Origin of the sequence: Micromonospora sp. NPDC023956 (assembly GCF_040639195.1) — a bacterium.
GTDB lineage: Bacteria > Actinomycetota > Actinomycetes > Mycobacteriales > Micromonosporaceae > Micromonospora.
The window spans coordinates 42,162-60,428 of the sequence record NZ_JBEZZN010000008.1; the positions used below are offsets into that span (position 1 = coordinate 42,162).

Annotated in this window: 14 protein-coding genes; 9 read left to right on the forward strand and 5 right to left on the reverse strand. The window is 72.4% G+C overall.

Annotation, left to right across the window (positions count from 1 at the left end):
* Positions 1–2: 2 nt before the first annotated feature.
* Together AB0F58_RS17100 and AB0F58_RS17105 are read right to left on the reverse strand one after the other, a co-directional pair.
* Positions 3–938 carry an HNH endonuclease gene (locus AB0F58_RS17100; RefSeq protein ID WP_357143368.1) on the reverse strand — a complete coding sequence of 312 codons (936 nt, stop codon included), beginning with the start codon at positions 936–938 and terminating at the stop codon, positions 3–5.
* A gap of 201 nt (positions 939–1,139) precedes the next feature.
* The gene (locus tag AB0F58_RS17105; protein ID WP_357143370.1) at positions 1,140–1,865 is read right to left on the reverse strand and encodes a TetR/AcrR family transcriptional regulator; all 726 of its coding nucleotides are present in this window, start codon (positions 1,863–1,865) and stop codon (positions 1,140–1,142) included.
* Between the two features lie 94 nt (positions 1,866–1,959).
* Between AB0F58_RS17105 and AB0F58_RS17110 the strand changes: the two genes are divergently transcribed.
* Together AB0F58_RS17110 and AB0F58_RS17115 are read left to right on the forward strand one after the other, a co-directional pair.
* Positions 1,960–2,946 (forward strand): hypothetical protein, encoded by a 987-nt coding sequence (locus tag AB0F58_RS17110; protein WP_357143372.1) that lies wholly within the window; start codon positions 1,960–1,962, stop codon positions 2,944–2,946.
* The gene (locus tag AB0F58_RS17115; RefSeq protein WP_357143374.1) at positions 2,943–3,413 is read left to right on the forward strand and encodes an ABA4-like family protein; all 471 of its coding nucleotides are present in this window, start codon (positions 2,943–2,945) and stop codon (positions 3,411–3,413) included. Before AB0F58_RS17110 ends, AB0F58_RS17115 begins: the two co-directional genes overlap by 4 nt.
* On the opposite strand, the gene ilvD is transcribed toward AB0F58_RS17115, so the two are convergent.
* Positions 3,392–5,239, reverse strand: coding sequence for a dihydroxy-acid dehydratase (gene ilvD / locus AB0F58_RS17120; protein WP_357143376.1), 1,848 nt, complete (start codon positions 5,237–5,239; stop codon positions 3,392–3,394). The genes AB0F58_RS17115 and ilvD overlap by 22 nt on opposite strands.
* Before the next feature lie 129 nt (positions 5,240–5,368).
* Here ilvD and AB0F58_RS17125 point away from each other — a divergent pair, with 129 nt between their 5' ends.
* From AB0F58_RS17125 to serA, 5 genes are all read left to right on the forward strand, one after another.
* Positions 5,369–7,798: a bifunctional diguanylate cyclase/phosphodiesterase gene (locus tag AB0F58_RS17125; protein ID WP_357143782.1), complete on the forward strand. Its 2,430-nt coding sequence runs from the start codon at positions 5,369–5,371 to the stop codon at positions 7,796–7,798.
* Positions 7,799–8,029: 231 nt separating this feature from the next.
* Positions 8,030–9,886 carry an acetolactate synthase large subunit gene (locus tag AB0F58_RS17130; protein WP_357143378.1) on the forward strand — a complete coding sequence of 619 codons (1,857 nt, stop codon included), beginning with the start codon at positions 8,030–8,032 and terminating at the stop codon, positions 9,884–9,886.
* A gap of 82 nt (positions 9,887–9,968) precedes the next feature.
* A complete protein-coding gene (gene ilvN / locus AB0F58_RS17135) occupies positions 9,969–10,484 on the forward strand; it encodes an acetolactate synthase small subunit (RefSeq protein WP_357143381.1) in 516 nt (171 codons plus the stop codon).
* Positions 10,485–10,606: 122 nt separating this feature from the next.
* Positions 10,607–11,620 carry a ketol-acid reductoisomerase gene (gene ilvC / locus AB0F58_RS17140; RefSeq protein ID WP_357143383.1) on the forward strand — a complete coding sequence of 338 codons (1,014 nt, stop codon included), beginning with the start codon at positions 10,607–10,609 and terminating at the stop codon, positions 11,618–11,620.
* Positions 11,621–12,025: 405 nt separating this feature from the next.
* Complete coding sequence (gene serA, locus AB0F58_RS17145) at positions 12,026–13,621, forward strand: phosphoglycerate dehydrogenase (protein WP_357143385.1); 1,596 nt, start codon at positions 12,026–12,028, stop codon at positions 13,619–13,621.
* A 142-nt stretch (positions 13,622–13,763) separates the two neighbouring features.
* Here the strand turns inward: serA and AB0F58_RS17150 are convergent, their stop codons facing one another.
* Entirely contained in the window at positions 13,764–14,165 is a 402-nt protein-coding gene (locus AB0F58_RS17150) for a hypothetical protein (protein ID WP_357143387.1), read from the reverse strand.
* 581 nt (positions 14,166–14,746) lie between these two features.
* Positions 14,747–15,586 carry an FAD:protein FMN transferase gene (locus AB0F58_RS17155; protein WP_357143389.1) on the reverse strand — a complete coding sequence of 280 codons (840 nt, stop codon included), beginning with the start codon at positions 15,584–15,586 and terminating at the stop codon, positions 14,747–14,749.
* A gap of 220 nt (positions 15,587–15,806) precedes the next feature.
* Here AB0F58_RS17155 and AB0F58_RS17160 point away from each other — a divergent pair, with 220 nt between their 5' ends.
* Complete coding sequence (locus AB0F58_RS17160) at positions 15,807–16,838, forward strand: 3-isopropylmalate dehydrogenase (protein ID WP_357143391.1); 1,032 nt, start codon at positions 15,807–15,809, stop codon at positions 16,836–16,838.
* A gap of 149 nt (positions 16,839–16,987) precedes the next feature.
* Positions 16,988–18,085, forward strand: coding sequence for a branched-chain amino acid aminotransferase (locus AB0F58_RS17165; RefSeq protein ID WP_357143393.1), 1,098 nt, complete (start codon positions 16,988–16,990; stop codon positions 18,083–18,085).
* Positions 18,086–18,267 lie beyond the last annotated feature (182 nt).

Consider the following 18,267-nt stretch of genomic DNA (forward strand, 5'->3'; position numbering starts at 1 on the left):
ACTCAGGCTGCTCGGAAGACCACGTCGAGGTGCCACTCGAGGAACTCCCGGTGCGGACGTTCTCGAACCGTTGCCGGTAGGGCGATCTGGGATCCGGCCCTGGAGTAGAACTGTTCACCGTTGCCGAACTCTGCTCTGAGCCGAGGGCTGACCATGAGCCGGTGCTTCGGGTCGACCGCCAGGTAGCCGTGGTCGTAGAGAGTGTGCACGTCGGACCTGAGGAGCAGCCCGTTGTCGATGCGGTGCTCACCACCAGCGGGTAGAGGTCTGATGTGCGCGGCCTGGAGCACCGGTTGGATGCGGTCGCCCGTGATCGCACATCGCCTCCCGTAAGCGCTGAGAACGACGGCCTTGAACGACTGTTGACCCAGCCGGTGTCGGGTGAGCCGAGGATCGCTGTACACCGGGCCCGACCGGTGCCACGGCTGGCTGGTGTCGACTTCCACGGATGCGCCGAGCAGCCGACCGATCAGCACCTCGAAGTAGCCGGCCGAGTTCCGGTCGGTCACGTCGTACCCCTTGCCCTGAACGATGTTCGACGCGAACTCGGGAGGCGGCTCGGACGGCTGGTCGGTGGGGAAGAAGACCGGTTCTCGGACCATGACGCAGCCGATCATCGGATCGTCTTCCGGGGCAATGGGCTCCCGCCGGTACCGCCCCACGATCCGTCGCATCTCGGGCAGGCTCGGTACACCGTTGCCCTCGCCGAACAGCGCCCACGCCTCGGAAATTCGCAACTGCGCGAATCCGCTGAAGAACCCACCGCCGACCACGCGGTTGTGCGGATGGTGTGTCTTGAAGAAGAAGGGCTCGCCCGGGGCGAGCGCCCGGAAGGCACGGGATCCGGCAGGCCGCCAGAAGTTGACTTCCGTCAGCATCGGCCGATCGGCGAGGAAGCGGTACCAGTCCCCATCGGTCACTCCGACGTACGCCTTCACGGCAGCTATCTTGCACTCCGGCTGGCCGATCCGACAGTCAGGTAACGGCAAACCGGCCGCCGCGAGGGCTGGCGCTGGGCCGTTGTTGCGCCTGGGTACCGCAGCCCGTTGCATCCGTGGCCGCGACGCTCTCCTCCGGAGGGTTGGAACAGCTGGCTCTGGAGTGTGCCGAGCGCCCCTGGCCAGGCGTGTCGTTGCTGGTCAGGCGCCGTCGCGTAGGGCGGCCAGTCGGTCGCCGAGCTGGGTGAGCATGGCCCGGTGGTACTCGGTCGCCGTGTCGCCGTCCAGCCACCGCATGTGGTTGAGCAGGTCGAGCATGACCAGCCCGTGCAGTTGCGCCCAGGCGCCGAGGAACTGGGCGATCGCGCCGGGGGAGAGGTGCGGCGCCATGGCCTGCGTCGCCCCGGTGAGCTGCGCGGCCAGTGCCGGGTCCCCCGCCGGTACGGGTACCGCGGCGATCTGCTCGGCGGTCCAGCCGGCGAAGACCACCTCGGCGAAGACGCCCGCGACCCGGCGACCGGCCACCATGGTCGGTCCGTCCTCGGGAGCGGCGTAGCCGGGCACCGGGTTGCCGTAGAGCAGCAGGAAGAGGGGCTTGTTGCGGTGCGCCCAGTCGCGGTACGCCAGGCTCACCGCGACGCACCGCTCGACGTACCCGGCGTCGCGGTGGGTGTCGGCGGTGGCCTGGAGGGTGTCGGCGAGCGCGTTCTGCCCGTGCGCGATCAGTGCGGTGAGCAGCGCGTCCCGGCTGTCGAAGTAGTGGTAGAGCGCCTGCACGGTCATGCCGACCTCGCGGGCCACGGCGCGCAGGGACAGTTCGTGGACGCCGTGCTCGGCGAGGTGCCGCAGCGCCACGGTGACGATCTCGTCGATGGTGGCGGCCCGGCGGCGTTCGCGCAAGCTGGCCGACGGCTTCACGACTGACACTGCTCATCCTCCTTGACAGTGTTCAACAAACACTCCTAGCCTGACGATGTTCGCTCTGCCTGACACTATCAGGCAAAGTTTCCTGGAGGACGTCATGACCACCGGTCCACTCCGCCCCGCCTCCCTCTACCACCTGCACCGACCACTGATGGCCTTCAGCGCCGCGATGGCCGTCCTGGCAGTGGCCGGCGTCGTCGGCCTGGTCGTGGACGACCGCACCCTGGTCGGCGCGCCGATCTGGGCCAAGCCGCTCAAGTTCGCCCTCTCCTTCCTCCTGTACGGGCCGACGCTGGCCTGGCTCCTCTCCCTGCTCCGCCGGCACCACACCGCCGGGCGGCGGGCCGGCACGGTCGTCGCCGTCACCGCCACCGTCGAGATGGTGGTCATCGTGGGGCAGGTGCTTCGGGGCCGGCAGAGCCACTACAACGTGCTCACCGCGTTCGACGCGGCCCTCTGGACGGTCATGGGGATCAGCATCGGGGTGCTCTGGGCGGCCAACCTCGTGGTCGCCGTCCTCCTGCTCCGGGAGCGGATCGCCGACCGGGCCACCTCGTCGGCCGTCCGCCTCGGGCTGGCCCTGGCGGTGGCCGGGATGGCGCTCGGCTTCCTGATGACCGGTCCCACCCCGGAGCAGACCGCCAGCCTGCGCGAGGGGGTGGCCACCGTGGTCGGCGCACACAGCGTCGGCGTCCCGGACGGCGGATCGGGCCTGCCGCTGACCGGCTGGAGCACCACCGGCGGCGACCTGCGCATCCCCCACTTCGTCGGGATGCACGGACTCCAGGTGCTGCCCCTGGTCGGCCTGGTACTGCTCCGGTTCGGCCGTCGGCTGCCCCGGCTGCGCGACGACGGTACCCGCCGGAACCTGGTCCGCACCGTCGCCGCCGGGTACGCCGGGCTGGTCGCCCTGGTCACCTGGCAGGCGCTGCGCGGGCAGCCGCTGACCGCCCCGGACACGGTCACCCTCGGCGCAGCCGCCGTGCTGCTGGTGCTGACCGTCGGGTCGGCCGCCGCCGTGCTCGCCACCGCGCGGACTCCGCTGCCCGCCGCCACCCCGGCGCTCGTCGGCGGTACGCGGTGACCGAGCGGATCTTCGACCTGACCTTCCCGCTGGTCGTACCCTTCTGGGCTCTGATGATCCTGCTGCCCGGCTGGTCGTGGACCCGGCGGATCGTCGGCTCGCCGCTGGTCGTGGTGCCGCCGCTGGCCGGCTACCTGGTCCTCGCCGTCGCGGAGTTCGATCGGCTCTGGCCGGTGGTGAGCAGACCCTCGTTGGCCGGGCTGTCGGAGTTCCTCGGCACCCCGGCCGGCGCGGCCACGCTCTGGGCGCACGTGATCGCCTTCGACCTCTTCGTCGGTCGGTGGATGTTCCTGGACGGGCGGGATCGGGGGATGCATCCGCTGGTGACCGGGCCGGTCCTGGCGCTGACCGTCCTGCTCTCCCCGGTGGGCCTCCTCGTCCACCTGGCCCTGCGGAGGGTGGCCGGGCGTCCGCCGGCCGGGGTCCCGGCCGGCGGAGCCGTCGGTTACTCCGGCACGCGACGGTAGGCGCCGTCGCTGGCGGAGGTGGCCATCGAAGCGTACGCGCGCAGGGCGGCGGAGACCGGCCGCTCCCGGTCGACCGGGGTGTACGGGCGGTCCCGCTTCTCCTGCTCGATCCGCCGGGCCGCCAGCACCTCCTCGGGCACGTCGAGTGAGATCGACCGGTTCGGGATGTCGATGACGATCTCGTCGCCCGGCTCGACCAGGGCGATCAGCCCACCGGAGGCGGCCTCGGGGGAGACGTGCCCGATGGAGAGCCCCGAGGTGCCGCCGGAGAACCGGCCGTCGGTGAGCAGCGCACAGGACCGCCCGAGCCCGCGTCCCTTGAGGAACGAGGTGGGGTAGAGCATCTCCTGCATGCCCGGTCCGCCCCGGGGGCCCTCGTACCGGATCACCACCACGTCCCCGGCGACGACCTCCTTGGCGAGGATCGCGGTGACCGCGTCGTCCTGGGACTCGTAGACCTTGGCCGGACCCCGGAAGGTGAGGCACTCCTCGGGCACCCCGGCGGTCTTCACCACACAGCCGTCCGGGGCGAGGTTGCCGTGCAGGATGGCCAGCCCGCCGTCGGCCGAGTACGCGTGCTCGTGGTCCCGGATGCACCCACCGGCCGCGTCGGTGTCCAGCGTGGACCAGCGGTTGTCGGTGGAGAACGGCTCGGTGGTGCGTACCCCGCCGGGGGCGGCGTGGAAGAGTTCGACCGCCTCCGGCGTCGGCGAGCCGCTCCGGACGTCCCAGTCGGCGAGCCACTGCCCCAGCGAGGGGGAGTGCACCGACGTCACGTCCCGGTGCAGCAGGCCGGCCCGGTCCAGCTCGCCGAGGATGGCCGGGATGCCGCCGGCCCGGTGCACGTCCTCCATGTGGTACTGGGGCGAGTTCGGGGCGACCTTGGCCAGGCAGGGCACCCGCCGGGAGATCGCGTCGATGTCGGCGACGTCGAAGGCGAGTTCCGCCTCGCGGGCGGCGGCGAGCAGGTGCAGGATCGTGTTGGTCGAGCCGCCCATCGCCACGTCCAGGGCGACGGCGTTCTCGAACGCGGACCGGTTGGCGATCGCCCGGGGCAGCACCGAGGCGTCGTCCCCGTCGTACCAGCGCTTGGCGATCTCCACGACGGTGCGGCCGGCCTCGACGAAGAGCGACCGGCGTGCGGCGTGGGTGGCCAGGGTCGAACCGTTGCCCGGCAGCGCCAGCCCGATCGCCTCGGTGAGGCAGTTCATCGAGTTGGCGGTGAACATGCCGGAGCAGGAGCCGCAGGTCGGGCAGGCGGAGCGTTCGATCTCGCCGAGCTGGTCGTCGGTGACCGCCTCGTTGGAGGACGCGATCATCGCGTCGATCAGGTCGATCTTGGAGTGCACGACCCCCTCGATCGCCACCGTCTTGCCGGCCTCCATCGGGCCGCCGGAGACGAAGACGGTCGGGATGTTCAGCCGCAAGGCGGCCAGCAGCATGCCCGGTGTGATCTTGTCGCAGTTCGAGATGCAGACCAGGGCGTCCGCGCAGTGCGCGTTGACCATGTACTCGACCGCGTCGGCGATCAACTCACGGCTGGGCAGCGAATAGAGCATCCCGCCGTGCCCCATGGCGATGCCGTCGTCCACCGCGATCGTGTTGAACTCCCGTCCCACCCCACCGGCCTCGGCCACCGCGTCGGCGACCAGGCCGCCGAGGTCCTTGAGATGGACGTGTCCGGGTACGAACTGGGTGAAACTGTTGGCGATGGCGACGATCGGCTTGCCGAAGTCGTCGTCGGTCATCCCGGTGGCCCGCCACAGGGCCCGGGCGCCGGCCATCGTCCGACCGTGTGTGGAAGTCCTCGACCGCAGCTCAGGCATGGGGTCAAGTGTGGCACCACCGGCCCGGACCGTTCCCGGCGATCACACCGTGTCCCAACAGATGCACACCCCGCCCCCCGCGGTCGCACGGCGTCCGGCAGAGTTGACGCCGTGCAGTTCTCCCCGGTCATGATCGCAGTCGCGGTGCTGAGCGGGCTCGGAGCGACGGTGGCCACCGGTCTGCTGGTCATCTCGGTCCGGCACCGCAGCGGCGGATACCGGCAGGCCCACCTGCTGCTGGTCGCAGGCGCCACGGTCGCGACGCTCAGCCTGGCCACCGGGCTGACCGCCGTCGCCACCCAGGGGCACCACCAGGGGGAACGAACACACTGGGCGACCGTGGTGGCGATCGGCATCGCGGTCAGCGGCTTCCTCGGGTGCGCCGGGCTGCTCCGGATGCCCGGGGTGGTCGGTTCGCCGTCCGGCGCGCTCCGGCTGCTGCTCGACGGGGTGAGCGTGGCGGCGGCGTTCTGGTTCGTCGGCTGGGTGCTGTTCTCCGAGCCCACCCGGCTGCTCGGGGAGACCACCCACCTGGCCTGCCCGCCGATCCTGCTCGCCACGGTCAGCGCCGCCCTCGCCGCCGGGCTGAACGCGGTCGTCGCCGCCCGCGCGCCCCGCCCCCGGGCCCGGCTGGCCGGCCTCTGCTGCGGCGTCACCAACACGGTCTGCGGCGGGCTGGGGGTGGCCGGTGGACTCTGCGAGGGCCTGGCCTGGCTGGCCCTGACCGGTGGGGCGGTGCTCGCCGTCGGGCTGCTCTCCGCCGGGCTCGCCGTGCACACCACCCGTCCGCCCGGCCAGGTCGACGCCGACCTGATCCGTCGGGACAGCGAGTACGCCTTCATCCCGATGGTCGCCATGGCCGCCTCGGCGACGTACCACCTCCTCCAGGACGGCCGATTCGACGCCCTGGCCATCACCGCCGGCAGCATCGAGGGCTTCGCGCTGGTGACCCGGCAGTACCTCACCCTGCACGACATGCGCGGGTACGCCGCCCGGCTGGCCGAGCGGGAGGCGCATTTCCGTGAGCTGGCCCACACCGACCCGCTGACCGGGCTGGCGAACCGGCGGGGCCTGATGCGGGCGCTGGCGTCCGCCGTCGCCGGCCGCGAGCCGGTGGTGCTGCTCGGCCTCGACCTGGACGGCTTCAAGCACGTCAACGACATGCGGGGGCACGACGTCGGCGACGCGGTGCTCGCCGAGGTGGGGCGGCGGCTGCGCGCCGAGCAGGGCTCCGACGACCTTCCCGCCCGGCTCGGCGGGGACGAGTTCGCGGTGTTGACCCACCGCGGTCCGCAGGACGCCGACCGGCTCGCCCAGGCACTGCTGCACGCGCTCGGTGAGGCGTACGAGCAGCCGGACGGACCGGTCTTCCTCTCGGTGAGCGTCGGCGTCGCCGGACGGGGCGACCCGGACGGCGCGGCCGGATCGCGGCACGTCGACGAGTCGGACGTCGAGGTGTTGCTGCGCCACGCCGACCTGGCGCTGCGGCACGCCAAGCAGCAGGGCAAGAACCGGGTCGAGCGGTACGACGCCACGTACGAGCGGATGCTGCGCCGCCGCACGACCGTGGAGCACGAGCTGCGCGGGGCGATCGGGCGCGGTGAGCTTCGGCTGGCGTTCCAGCCGGTGGCCTCCCTGCCCTCGGTGCGCCCGGTGGGGGCGGAGGCGCTGCTGCGGTGGCGCCACCCGGAGCTGGGCACGGTCGGGCCGGACGAGTTCATCCCGCTCGCCGAGGAGTGCGGGATGATCGCCGCGCTCGGCGCCTGGGTGCTCGACCAGGCCTGCCTCCAGCTCTCCCGCTGGCTGGCCGACGGCCACGACGTCTGGGTGTCGGTGAACGTCTCCCCCCGGGAACTGCACGCCGAGGAGTACGTCGGCCAGGTCGCCGAGGCGCTGCGGGCGCACGGGGTGCCGCCACAGCGGCTGGTGCTGGAGGTGACCGAGCACACGGTGGCGACCGACGTCGACGCGTTGATCCGGCGGTTGACCGCGCTGCGGCGGACCGGGGTGCGGATCGCGCTGGACGACTTCGGCGCCGGTTACTCGTCCCTGGGGCAGCTCCGCCGGCTGCCGATCGACATCCTGAAGATCGACCACAGTCTGGTCGCCGAGCACGAGCCGGTCCACCCGGTGGACCGGGAGGGGCCGGCGTTCGCCCCGATGGTCGACATCGTGATGCGGCTGGGCCACCAGCTCGGGCTGGAGGTGATCGCCGAGGGGGTGACCTCCCCGACCGAGCTGGCCGCGGTGGTCGCCGCCGGCTGCCGGTTCGGGCAGGGCGCGCTCTTCGGGTGGGGCGTGCCGGCGGAGCACCTGGAGGCGCTGCTCGACGCCGCGACCTCGGTGGGCCCACGACCGGCCCCGGCCGCCGACGGCGACCCGGCGGAGAGCGGAGCGCCCGTCCCGGTCGCCACCGAGCCCCCGACCCCACGCGCTGCCCCCTCGGCGGTGCGGACCGAGCGGGAGGACCCGTCCGAGCGGGTCCCTGACCAGGCGGCATCGACGCAGCTCAGGCCGGGTGTGGGGCGGGGCGTGCGCGGTGGCGCGGTACACCGTTGACCAACATGTGAGATCAGTTGACTCATCGCGTGAGATGCGTCAGGCTGTCCCCATGCCGTCGATCCGCTTCCCGCGAGTACTTACCTGAGCGCACTCTCCCCTCGTGAGAGTGCGCTGGCCCCGTGCGTTGCACGAGGGCCGTTTTTATTGCCGTTGGACCCGTCGGGGCGGGCCCCGCCCGCGTTGCACCGCTTGACGAGCCACTCACCCGAGCCGAAGGCCAGAACCGTCATGACGAGACCCACGCCAGAGACCCTCGCCCACTCCGCCCGGCGAGCCCGGACCAACACCGAGCCCGCCGCCGACCGCCCCGCCGCTCCGGCGGTACCCGCCCCGGCCGCCCCGCTCCAGGTCTCCGGTGCCGGTTCGCTGGTGCGCTCGCTCGAGGCACTCGGCGTCGACGTGGTCTTCGGCATCCCCGGCGGGGCGATCCTGCCGGCGTACGACCCGCTCTACGACTCCCGGGTCCGGCACATCCTGGTCCGGCACGAGCAGGGCGCGGGGCACGCGGCGACCGGGTACGCGCAGGCCACCGGTCGGGTCGGGGTCTGCATGGCGACCTCCGGCCCCGGCGCGACGAACCTGGTCACCCCGATCGCCGACGCGTACATGGACTCGGTGCCGCTGGTGGCGATCACCGGCCAGGTGCCGCGCCCGGCGATCGGCACGGACGCCTTCCAGGAGGCGGACATCCAGGGCATCACGCTGCCGATCACCAAGCACAACTTCCTGGTGCAGACGCCCGAGGAGATCCCGCAGGTCCTGGCCGAGGCGTTCCACCTGGCCGCCACCGGGCGTCCCGGGCCGGTGCTGGTCGACATCCCCAAGGACGTCCTCCAGGCGCAGACCAGCTTCAGCTGGCCGCCCACCCTCGACCTGCCCGGCTACCGGCCGACCCTGCACCCGCACGGCAAGCAGATCCGGGAGGCGGCCCGGCTGATGACCGGCGCCCGGCGACCGGTGCTCTACGTCGGCGGCGGCGTGCTCAAGGCCGGGGCCACCGAGGGGCTGCGCCGGCTCGCCGAACTGACCGGCATCCCGGTGGTCACCACGCTGATGGCGCGCGGGGCGTTCCCCGACTCGCACGAGCAGCACCTGGGCATGCCCGGCATGCACGGCACGGTCGCCGCGGTGTACGCGTTGCAGAAGTCGGACCTGATCGTGGCACTCGGGGCGCGCTTCGACGACCGGGTGACCGGCCGGCTGGACTCCTTCGCCCCCGGGGCGGCCGTGGTGCACGCCGACATCGACCCGGCCGAGATCGGCAAGAACCGGACGGCGGACGTGCCGATCGTCGGTGACGCCCGACACGTCATCGACGAGCTGATCGGCGCGGTCACCGTCGAGCATGCCGCGGGCCGGACGACCGACCTGACCGACTGGTGGGGGCAGCTCGCCGACCTGCGCGAGCGCTACCCGCTCGGCTACGACGAGCCCGCCGACGGCACCCTCGCCCCGCAGTACGTGATCAGGCGGCTCGGCGAGATCGTCGGCCCGGACGCGATCTACGTGGCCGGCGTCGGGCAGCACCAGATGTGGGCGGCCCAGTTCATCTCGTACGAGAAGCCGCACACCTGGTTGAACTCCGGCGGGGCCGGCACGATGGGGTACGCGGTCCCGGCCGCGATGGGCGCGAAGGTCGGCCAGCCGGACACGGTGGTCTGGGCGGTGGACGGCGACGGCTGCTTCCAGATGACCAACCAGGAACTGGCCACCTGCGCCCTGGAGGGCATCCCGGTCAAGATCGCGATCATCAACAACGGCAACCTGGGCATGGTCCGGCAGTGGCAGACCCTGTTCTACGGGGAGCGTTACTCCAACACCGAGCTGGGCACCCACAAGCACCGGATCCCGGATTTCGTCAAGCTCGCCGAGGCGCTCGGCTGCGTCGGTCTGCGGTGTGAGAACGCCGCCGACGTGGACAAGACCATCGAGGCCGCGATGACGATCGACGACGCCCCGGTGGTGATCGACTTCGTGGTCGGCAAGGACGCGATGGTCTGGCCGATGGTCGCCGCCGGCACCAGCAACGACGAGATCATGTTCGCCCGGGGCGTCCGCCCGGTCTTCGACGAGGACGACGTCTGACCATGGGCGGCCGGAGCGAACGAACCAGCAAGCGCAGTCACCTGTCGCGCGACGGCGCGACCGAACGAAGCGAGGCCGTGGCATGAACCTGCACACGTTGTCGGTTCTGGTGGAGAACAAGCCGGGCGTGCTGGCCCGGGTCTCCGGGCTCTTCTCCCGACGGGGGTTCAACATCGACAGCCTCGCCGTCGGCGAGACGGAGAACCCGGACGTCTCCCGGATCACCATCGTGGTGAACGCCGAGTCCTCGCCGCTGGAGCAGGTCACCAAGCAGCTCAACAAGCTGGTCAACGTGCTCAAGATCGTCGAGCTGGACCCGCAGGTCTCGGTCGCCCGGGAACTCCTGCTGGTCAAGGTCCGGGCCGACCGGTCCGCCCGGAGTCAGGTGCTGGAGACGGTGAACCTCTTCCGCGCCCGGGTGGTCGACGTGGCCCCGGAGACGCTGACCATCGAGGCGACCGGCACCCCCGACAAGCTGGACGCCCTTCTGCGTGACCTCGAACCCTTCGGCATCAAGGAGATGGTCCAGTCGGGCACCGTGGCGATCGGGCGCGGCTCGCGCTCGATCACCGCCGGTCCGTCCCTCCGGGCCGCCTGACCCCGACCAGACGCGTCGCGCGCCGCCGGAACCCGACCGGGCCGGCGTCGCGGGTCGCCGGAAACCAGCCGCACCAGACCACGACCGGCCGCCCCGGGCCGTCGTACGAAAGGGAAGTTCTCATGAGCGTTGAGGTGTTCTACGACGACGACGCCGACCTGGGCCTGATCCAGGGCCGGAAGGTCGCGGTGATCGGCTACGGCAGCCAGGGCCACGCCCACGCGCTGTCGCTGCGCGACTCCGGCGTCGACGTGGTGATCGGTCTGCCCGAGGGCTCGAAGAGCCGGGCCAAGGCCGAGGAGCAGGGGCTGCGGGTGCTCACCCCGGCGGAGGCGTCCGCCGAGTCCGACGTGATCATGATCCTGGCCCCGGACACCGCGCAGCGCAAGCTCTACACCGAGTCGATCGCCCCGCACCTGAGCGCCGGCAAGGCGCTCTTCTTCGGCCACGGCTTCAACATCCGGTACGGGCTGATCACGCCCCCGGCCGACGTGGACGTGGCGATGGTCGCCCCGAAGGGCCCCGGCCACCTGGTCCGCCGCCAGTACGTCGACGGCAAGGGTGTGCCCTGCCTGGTCGCTGTCGAGCAGGACGCCTCGGGCAACGCGCTCGCCCTGGCCCTGTCGTACGCGAAGGGCATCGGCGGCAGCCGGGCCGGCGTGATCAGGACCACCTTCAAGGAGGAGACCGAGACCGACCTCTTCGGCGAGCAGGCGGTGCTCTGCGGTGGCGCGTCCGCGCTGGTGCAGACCGGGTTCGAGGTGCTCACCGAGGCCGGCTACGCGCCCGAGGTGGCCTACTTCGAGTGCCTGCACGAGCTGAAGCTGATCGTCGACCTGATGTACGAGGGCGGCATCGCCAAGATGCGCTACAGCATCTCCGACACCGCCGAGTACGGCGACCTGTCCCGGGGGCCGCGGGTGATCGACTCGCGGGTCAAGGAGGAGATGCGCAAGATCCTCTCCGAGGTCCAGTCCGGCGAGTTCGCCCGCGAGTGGGTGGCCGAGGACGAGGCGGGCCGACCGAACTTCGGCAAGTGGCGGACCGAGGGCGCGGCACACCCGATCGAGGAGACCGGTCAGAAGCTGCGCGGCATGATGAGCTGGGTCGACCGGCCGATCACCGAGACCGCCTGACCGCCGACCCTCCCGGTCGCCGGTGACCGGGAGAGCCCGGTCACCGGCGACCGGACCCGACGGCCCGCCGGTGCTCCGGCGAGCCCTGTGCGTCCGGTGGCGCACCCCGATGCCCGGTCCGGCATCGGGGTGCGCCACCTGCGCGTTTCCGGGTAGGCGCCGGATCTGGAGGACAGATCGAGGGTCGTGGGATGCCCGGCTGGTGTGTGAGGGCCCTCACCCCGGTACCTGGGACAGCCGTGGTGGGCGGCGGCCTACCATCGCGGGTAGGTGTTCCCGGCACCGCACGCCACCGCGGTAGGTGCTCCCGGCACCCGCACGGCCCATGGCCCCGGTCAAGCACAGGGCGCAGCGCGGCGTCCCGTCGACAGCCGCCCACCACCCTGACGATATCTACGAGGACCGATGAATCCTGTCGTACTGATCGCCGAAGAACTCGCTCCCGCCGCCATCGAGGTGCTCGCCCACGACTTCGACGTACGCCACGTCGACGGCACCGACCGCCCGGCGCTGCTCTCCGCCCTCGCCGAGGCCGACGCGGTGATCGTGCGCAGTGCCACCCAGATCGACGCGGAGGCCGTGGCCGCCGCGCCCCGACTGAAGGTGGTCGCCCGGGCGGGCGTCGGTCTGGACAACGTCGAGGTGCCCGCCGCCACCGCCCGGGGCGTGATGGTGGTCAACGCCCCCACCTCGAACATCGTCTCCGCCGCCGAGCAGGCCGTGGCCCTGCTGCTCGCCGTCGCGCGGAACACCGCCAGCGCCAGCGCGGCGCTCAAGGCGGGGGAGTGGAAGCGGTCCAGGTACACCGGGGTGGAGATCCAGGGCAAGACCGTCGGGGTGGTCGGTCTCGGCCGGATCGGCGTGCTGTTCGCCCAGCGGATCGCCGCCTTCGGCACCCGGCTGATCGCGTACGACCCCTACATCCAGCCGGCCCGCGCGGCCCAGCTCGGGGTCCGCCTGGTGGGGCTCGAGGAGCTGCTGCGGGAGAGCGACTTCATCTCGATCCACCTGCCGAAGACCCCCGAGACGGTCGGCCTGATCGGCGAGAAGGAACTGGCGATCGTCAAGCCGGGCGTGCGGATCGTCAACGCCGCCCGGGGCGGGCTGGTCGACGAGCAGGCGCTCGCCGACGCCATCGCCGAGGGCCGGGTGGCCGGGGCCGGCGTCGACGTGTACGCCAAGGAGCCGTGCACCTCCTCGCCGCTCTTCGCCTTCGACAACGTGGTGGCCACCCCGCACCTGGGCGCCTCCACGCACGAGGCGCAGGACAAGGCCGGTCTCGCCGTGGCGAAGAGCGTCAAGCTGGCCCTCCAGGGCGAGTTCGTACCGGACGCGGTGAACGTCCAGGCCGGCGGTGTCGTCGCCGAGGACGTCCGGCCGCTGCTGCCGCTGGCCGAGAAGCTCGGTCGGGCCTTCACCGCCGTGGCCGGCGGGGTGGCCGCCAGCGTCACCGTCGAGGTGCGTGGCGAGATCGCCAACCACGACGTCTCGGTGCTCAAGCTCGCCGCGACCAAGGGGCTGTTCAGCTCGGTCGTCGAGGAGCAGGTCACCTACGTCAACGCCCCGCACCTCGCCGCCGAGCGCGGCGTCGAGGTCACGCTGACCAGCCAGCCGGAGGCGGAGCAGCCGACCCTGGTCTCCGTCCGGGGCGCGCTGCCCGACGGGCGTACGGTCAGCGTCTCGGGCACCGTCACCGGTAGCGCCGGCCGGGAGGTCATCAAGTTGACCGAGGTCGACGGCTTCGACGTGGAGATCGGTGCGGAGGGCATCCTGCTCTTCCTCCGCTACGTCGACCGTCCCGGCGTGGTCGGTACCGTCGGTACGCTGCTCGGCGAGTCCGGCGTCAACATCGCGGCGATGCAGGTGGCCCGCCGCGAGGCCGGTGGCGAGACGCTGATGACGCTCACCGTCGACCAGGCGCTCGGCGCGGACCTGCTCACCTCGGCCGCCGAGTCGATCGGCGCCACCTCGGCCTCCGCCGCCGACCTGCGCGACGAGTAGTCCCGACCTCCCCGTACGACACCGGGGCCCGGCCAGTGGTGGCCGGGCCCCGGTGTGCTGTCGGGGCTCGCGCCCGTCGTCCGGGCCGCCGCCGGGGCGTCCCCCGGGCTCCCGGCGTCCGTCGGCCGGGAGGACCGTCGTCCTAGCGGGCGTGGGCGGAGTGGTGGGCGGGGGCGGTCGCGTGGTGGGCGGGGAGGGGGACGGCCGCCGGTGGCGGGTAGACGGAGCCGTCCTGCGGGTCGAAGAGCATCAGGTTGTTCTCGGCGGCGAGCCGTTCGATGTCCAGGAGCACCTGGTCCTCACAGGTCGGGTAGAGGCTCATCGCCACGTGGTCGGCGGCGGCGTGCAACGGCGTCACCTCCCACGGCGATCCCGGCCCGGGGCGGTCCGGGTAGCTGGCGGTGATCGCCCGATAGAAGGCGACCACCCGGGGGTCGGGGTAGCTCTCGACGTGCTGTCCCTGTCGACACCGCAGCACGGCCGCCCGCACGTCCGCGGGGGTGGCCCCTTCCGGTAGGGCCCACACGCTCAGATCGAAACTCACGGCGGACAGCGTGCCATCCGGGCGAATCGGCGCGTCACCGGACCCCGTGGACGGTCCGGAGAGGAACCCGCAGCGTCATACCGGGACGGTCTGCTGTGGAGACCCTTGCGGCGGCGTGCCGTGGTTCGCTAGCGTGTCCGTGCGGTTACTGACCGAACTTGCGGTGTCGACCCGTCTTCGGGTGGCGGTGTCCGGCGTCCGGCCGGTTGGTTCCGCACCCCTCGGATGCGCAAGCCACGCGCACTCGTCGCTACCGGCTCCCACGGTCGTTGCCGCGACCGTGGGAGCCGATCGCGGTCCCGGCTGGTCTGCGTCCGCCACCGTGCGGCTCCGATGCGCGTCCGCACCGCGCCCTCTCTGGTCCGTGCTCGTCACCGTGCCGCTCCGGCGGGCGTCACCGGTGGGCACCAACCGCCCACTCCGGACCGTCCCCGGTGTCCTGCCGAGGTCGTCGCCACCCACCCGTGCGTCATCCGGCCGCCGTCCACCGGCCCACGGGGGTCCGGTCGCCGTCCACCACCCACGGGGGTCCGGTCGCCGCCACGCCCTCGGTTCCGCCCGCAGGTCGGCGTGCGGGCAGGTCAGTCCCGGTGGGCGAAGAGCGGCCGGTAGCTCGACCCGTCGCCGAACCAGGCCAGTCCCGCCGGTCCGGCGGCGTAGAGAGCGGTGGCGTAGGCGTCGGCGACGGACAGGTCCGGCCCCACCACCGTGGCGGCGGTCATCTGGCGGGCCGGTTCGCCGGTGTGCGGGTCCACCACGTGGTCGCGTCGTCCGCTGACCCCCGAGGTGCCGATCGCGCCGGCGGTCATCTCCAGCACCAGCGGGGCGCGGTCGCCGTCCGGGTGGTGCACGGCCACCCGCCACGGCCCGCCGTGCGGGGCGTGGCCCCGGACGACCAGGTCGGCACCGGCGACCACGGCGTAGTCGTGCACCCCGCCGGCCCGCAGCCGGGCGGCGGCCTGCTCCACCGCCCACCCGCCGAGCAGGCCGCCCGGGTCGAAACCACCGGGCACCGACCAGGCGTCGAACCAGCCGTCGGTGGCCGCCCGCATGGCGGCGCAGCGGTCGACCAGGTCGGCCAGGGGGGCGTAGGAGTCGGAGGTGATCTCGCCCCGGCGCAGCCGGGAGACGAGGCTCTGCGGTCGGGCGGGGCCGTAGGTCAGGTCGATGGCGCGCAGTTCCGCGACGGCGTCGCGCAGCGCGTCGCCGACCCCGCGTCGCCCGAGCCACTCGGGGGCGTTCAGGACCAGGGTGTACTCGGCGGTGGAGGTGCGCACGGTGTGCGTGGCGGTGAGCCGGTCGGTGGCGACCCCACCCCAGCGGTCGAGCAGGCCGCGACCGCCGAGGCGCAGGTCGGGACGGCGGCTGGCATGGGCGGGCTGATCCACCCACCGGGTCCGGGTAGGTACCTCGATCCGCATGTGCCTGCTCCCTCCGGATGGTGCCGCGCTGTCGCCGACCCTCCGTCACGAGCCCCCGTGACCCGTGCGAACCCCACCCTAGGGGGTCGAGGTGACTGGACCATGAATGTCACCTGGAAAGCTGCTGTGCATTCCTATTTCCCATATTCTGAGCGCAACGTACCGGGAGGCGGGACGGCGTCGTACCGTACGAGTTCAACGGTGAGCTGAGGGGTGGAACGTGACGCGGATCGCGGTGGTGGCCGGGGACGGGATCGGACCCGAGGTGGTCGCGCAGGCCCGCAAGGTCATCGACGCTGTCCTCCCCGGCGTGGAGGCCACCGGGTACGACCTCGGCGCCGCCCGTTACCACCGCACCGGCGAGGTACTGCCGGACTCGGTCCTGACCGAGCTGGCCGGCCACGACGCGATCCTGCTCGGCGCGGTCGGCGACCCGACCGTCCCGCCGGGCGTGCTGGAGCGCGGCCTGCTGCTCCGGCTCCGCTTCGCCTTCGACCAGTACGTCAACCTCCGTCCGTCCCGGCTCTGGCCCGGCGTCACCGGGCCGCTCGCCACCGTCAAGCCGGGCGAGGTCGACCTGGTGGTGGTCCGCGAGGGTACCGAGGGGCTCTACGCCGGCGCGGGCGGCTCGCTGCACCGGGACACCCCCGCCGAGGTGGCCACCGAGGAGAGCCTCAACACCCGGCACGGCGTGGAGCGGGTGATCCGGGACGCGTTCGCCCGCGCCGCCCGCCGCGAGCGGCGCAAGGTGACCCTGGTGCACAAGACCAACGTGCTCACCCACGCCGGGTCCCTCTGGGCCCGCGCCTTCGCGGCGGTCGCCGCCGAGCACCCCGACGTCGCCACCGAGTACCAGCACGTGGATGCCGCCGCGATGTTCCTGGTCACCCAGCCGCAGCGCTACGACGTGGTGGTCACCGACAACCTCTTCGGCGACATCCTGACCGACATCGCCGCCGCCGTCACCGGTGGCATCGGGCTGGCCGCCAGCGGCTGCATCAACCCCGAGGGGCGCTACCCCTCGATGTTCGAGCCGGTACACGGCTCGGCCCCGGACATCGCCGGCAAGGGGATCGCCGACCCGGTGGCCGCGGTGCTCTCCGCCGCGCTGCTGCTGGAGCAGCTCGGCCATCCCGACGCCGCCCACCGGGTGACCGAGGCGGTCGCTCACGAGTTGGCGAACCGGACGCCCGGCGTACCGCTGCGCACCGACGAGGTCGGCGACCGCCTGGCCGAGTACGCCGCCGTCTGACTGCCCGGTCAGTCCACCACCCGGGCGACCGGGCGTCACGGTACGTAGCGCCGGCCCTCCCGCTGAACGGCCGTTCGGGGTAAGTTCCACAGCACCAGTCCTTCGGCGTGCGCTTTGGCATGCCGTGCCGTCCCAGGGAGGTCAGCGCGATGAGCGGTGGTGACAAGCTCGAATTCGAGATCCGTCGGAACCCCGCGCCCGTATCCGCCGCCGACCGGACCGCCCTGCTGGTGGACCCCGGGTTCGGCCGGGTCTTCACCGACCACATGGTCACGATCCGCTATGCGGAGGGGAAGGGCTGGTACGACGCCCGGGTCGAGGCCCGTGCCCCGATCCCCATGGACCCGGCCAGCGCCGTGCTGCACTACGCGCAGGAGATCTTCGAGGGGCTCAAGGCGTACCGGACCGCCGACGGCGGCGTGACGCTCTTCCGGCCGGAGGCCAACGCCGACCGGTTCGTCGCCTCGGCCGAGCGGCTGGCGATGCCCCCGCTGCCGCCGGAGGCGTTCCTCGAGTCGCTGCACCAGCTGATCGAGGTCGACCGGGAGTGGATCCCGGCCGGCGAGGACGGCAGCCTCTACCTGCGGCCGTTCATGTTCGCCAGCGAGGTCTTCCTCGGCGTCCGGCCGGCCCGGGAGTACCTCTACGTCCTGATCGCCGCGCCGGTGGGGGCGTACTTCGCCAGTGGGGTGCGGCCGGTCAAGGTCTGGGTCTCCCCGGACTACACCCGCGCCGCGCCGGGCGGCACCGGCGCGGCGAAGTGCGGCGGGAACTACGCGGCCTCGCTGGCCGCGCAGGCCGAGGCGATCCAGCACGGCTGTGAGCAGGTGGTCTTCCTGGACGCGGTGGAGCAGCGCTTCGTCGACGAACTGGGCGGCATGAACGTCTTCTTCGTCTACGACGGCGACACGCTGGTCACCCCGCCGCTGACCGGCACGATCCTGCCCGGGATCACCCGGGAGTCGGTGCTGACCCTCGCCGCCGAGGCCGGACTGACCGTGCAGGAGCGGCCGGTCAGCTTCGCCGACTGGCAGGCCGACGCGGCGAGCGGGCGGCTGCGCGAGGTCTTCGCCTGCGGCACGGCCGCCGTGATCACGCCGATCGGGCACGTCCGCTTCCCGGACGGCGAGTTCGCCGTCGGGGCGGGGGAACCCGGCCGGGTCACGATGGGGCTGCGCCAGCAGCTCGTCGACCTCCAGCGCGGCGTCGCCGCCGACCCGTACGGCTGGGTCCGGCGGGTGCTCTGACCCTGCTGCGCTGACCTTTCCGACTAATCGCCCCGCCGCTGCTGTCCGATTGCCGACAGTGCCGGCGGGGCGGTTTTCGTTTCAGCCGGTAGAGGCGGCGATCACGAAGGGTGTCCGAACGGCCGATCTATCTCCGGCCATCGATGCTGCCCTACCTTCCTGACGCAGAGCTGCTGCGTCAT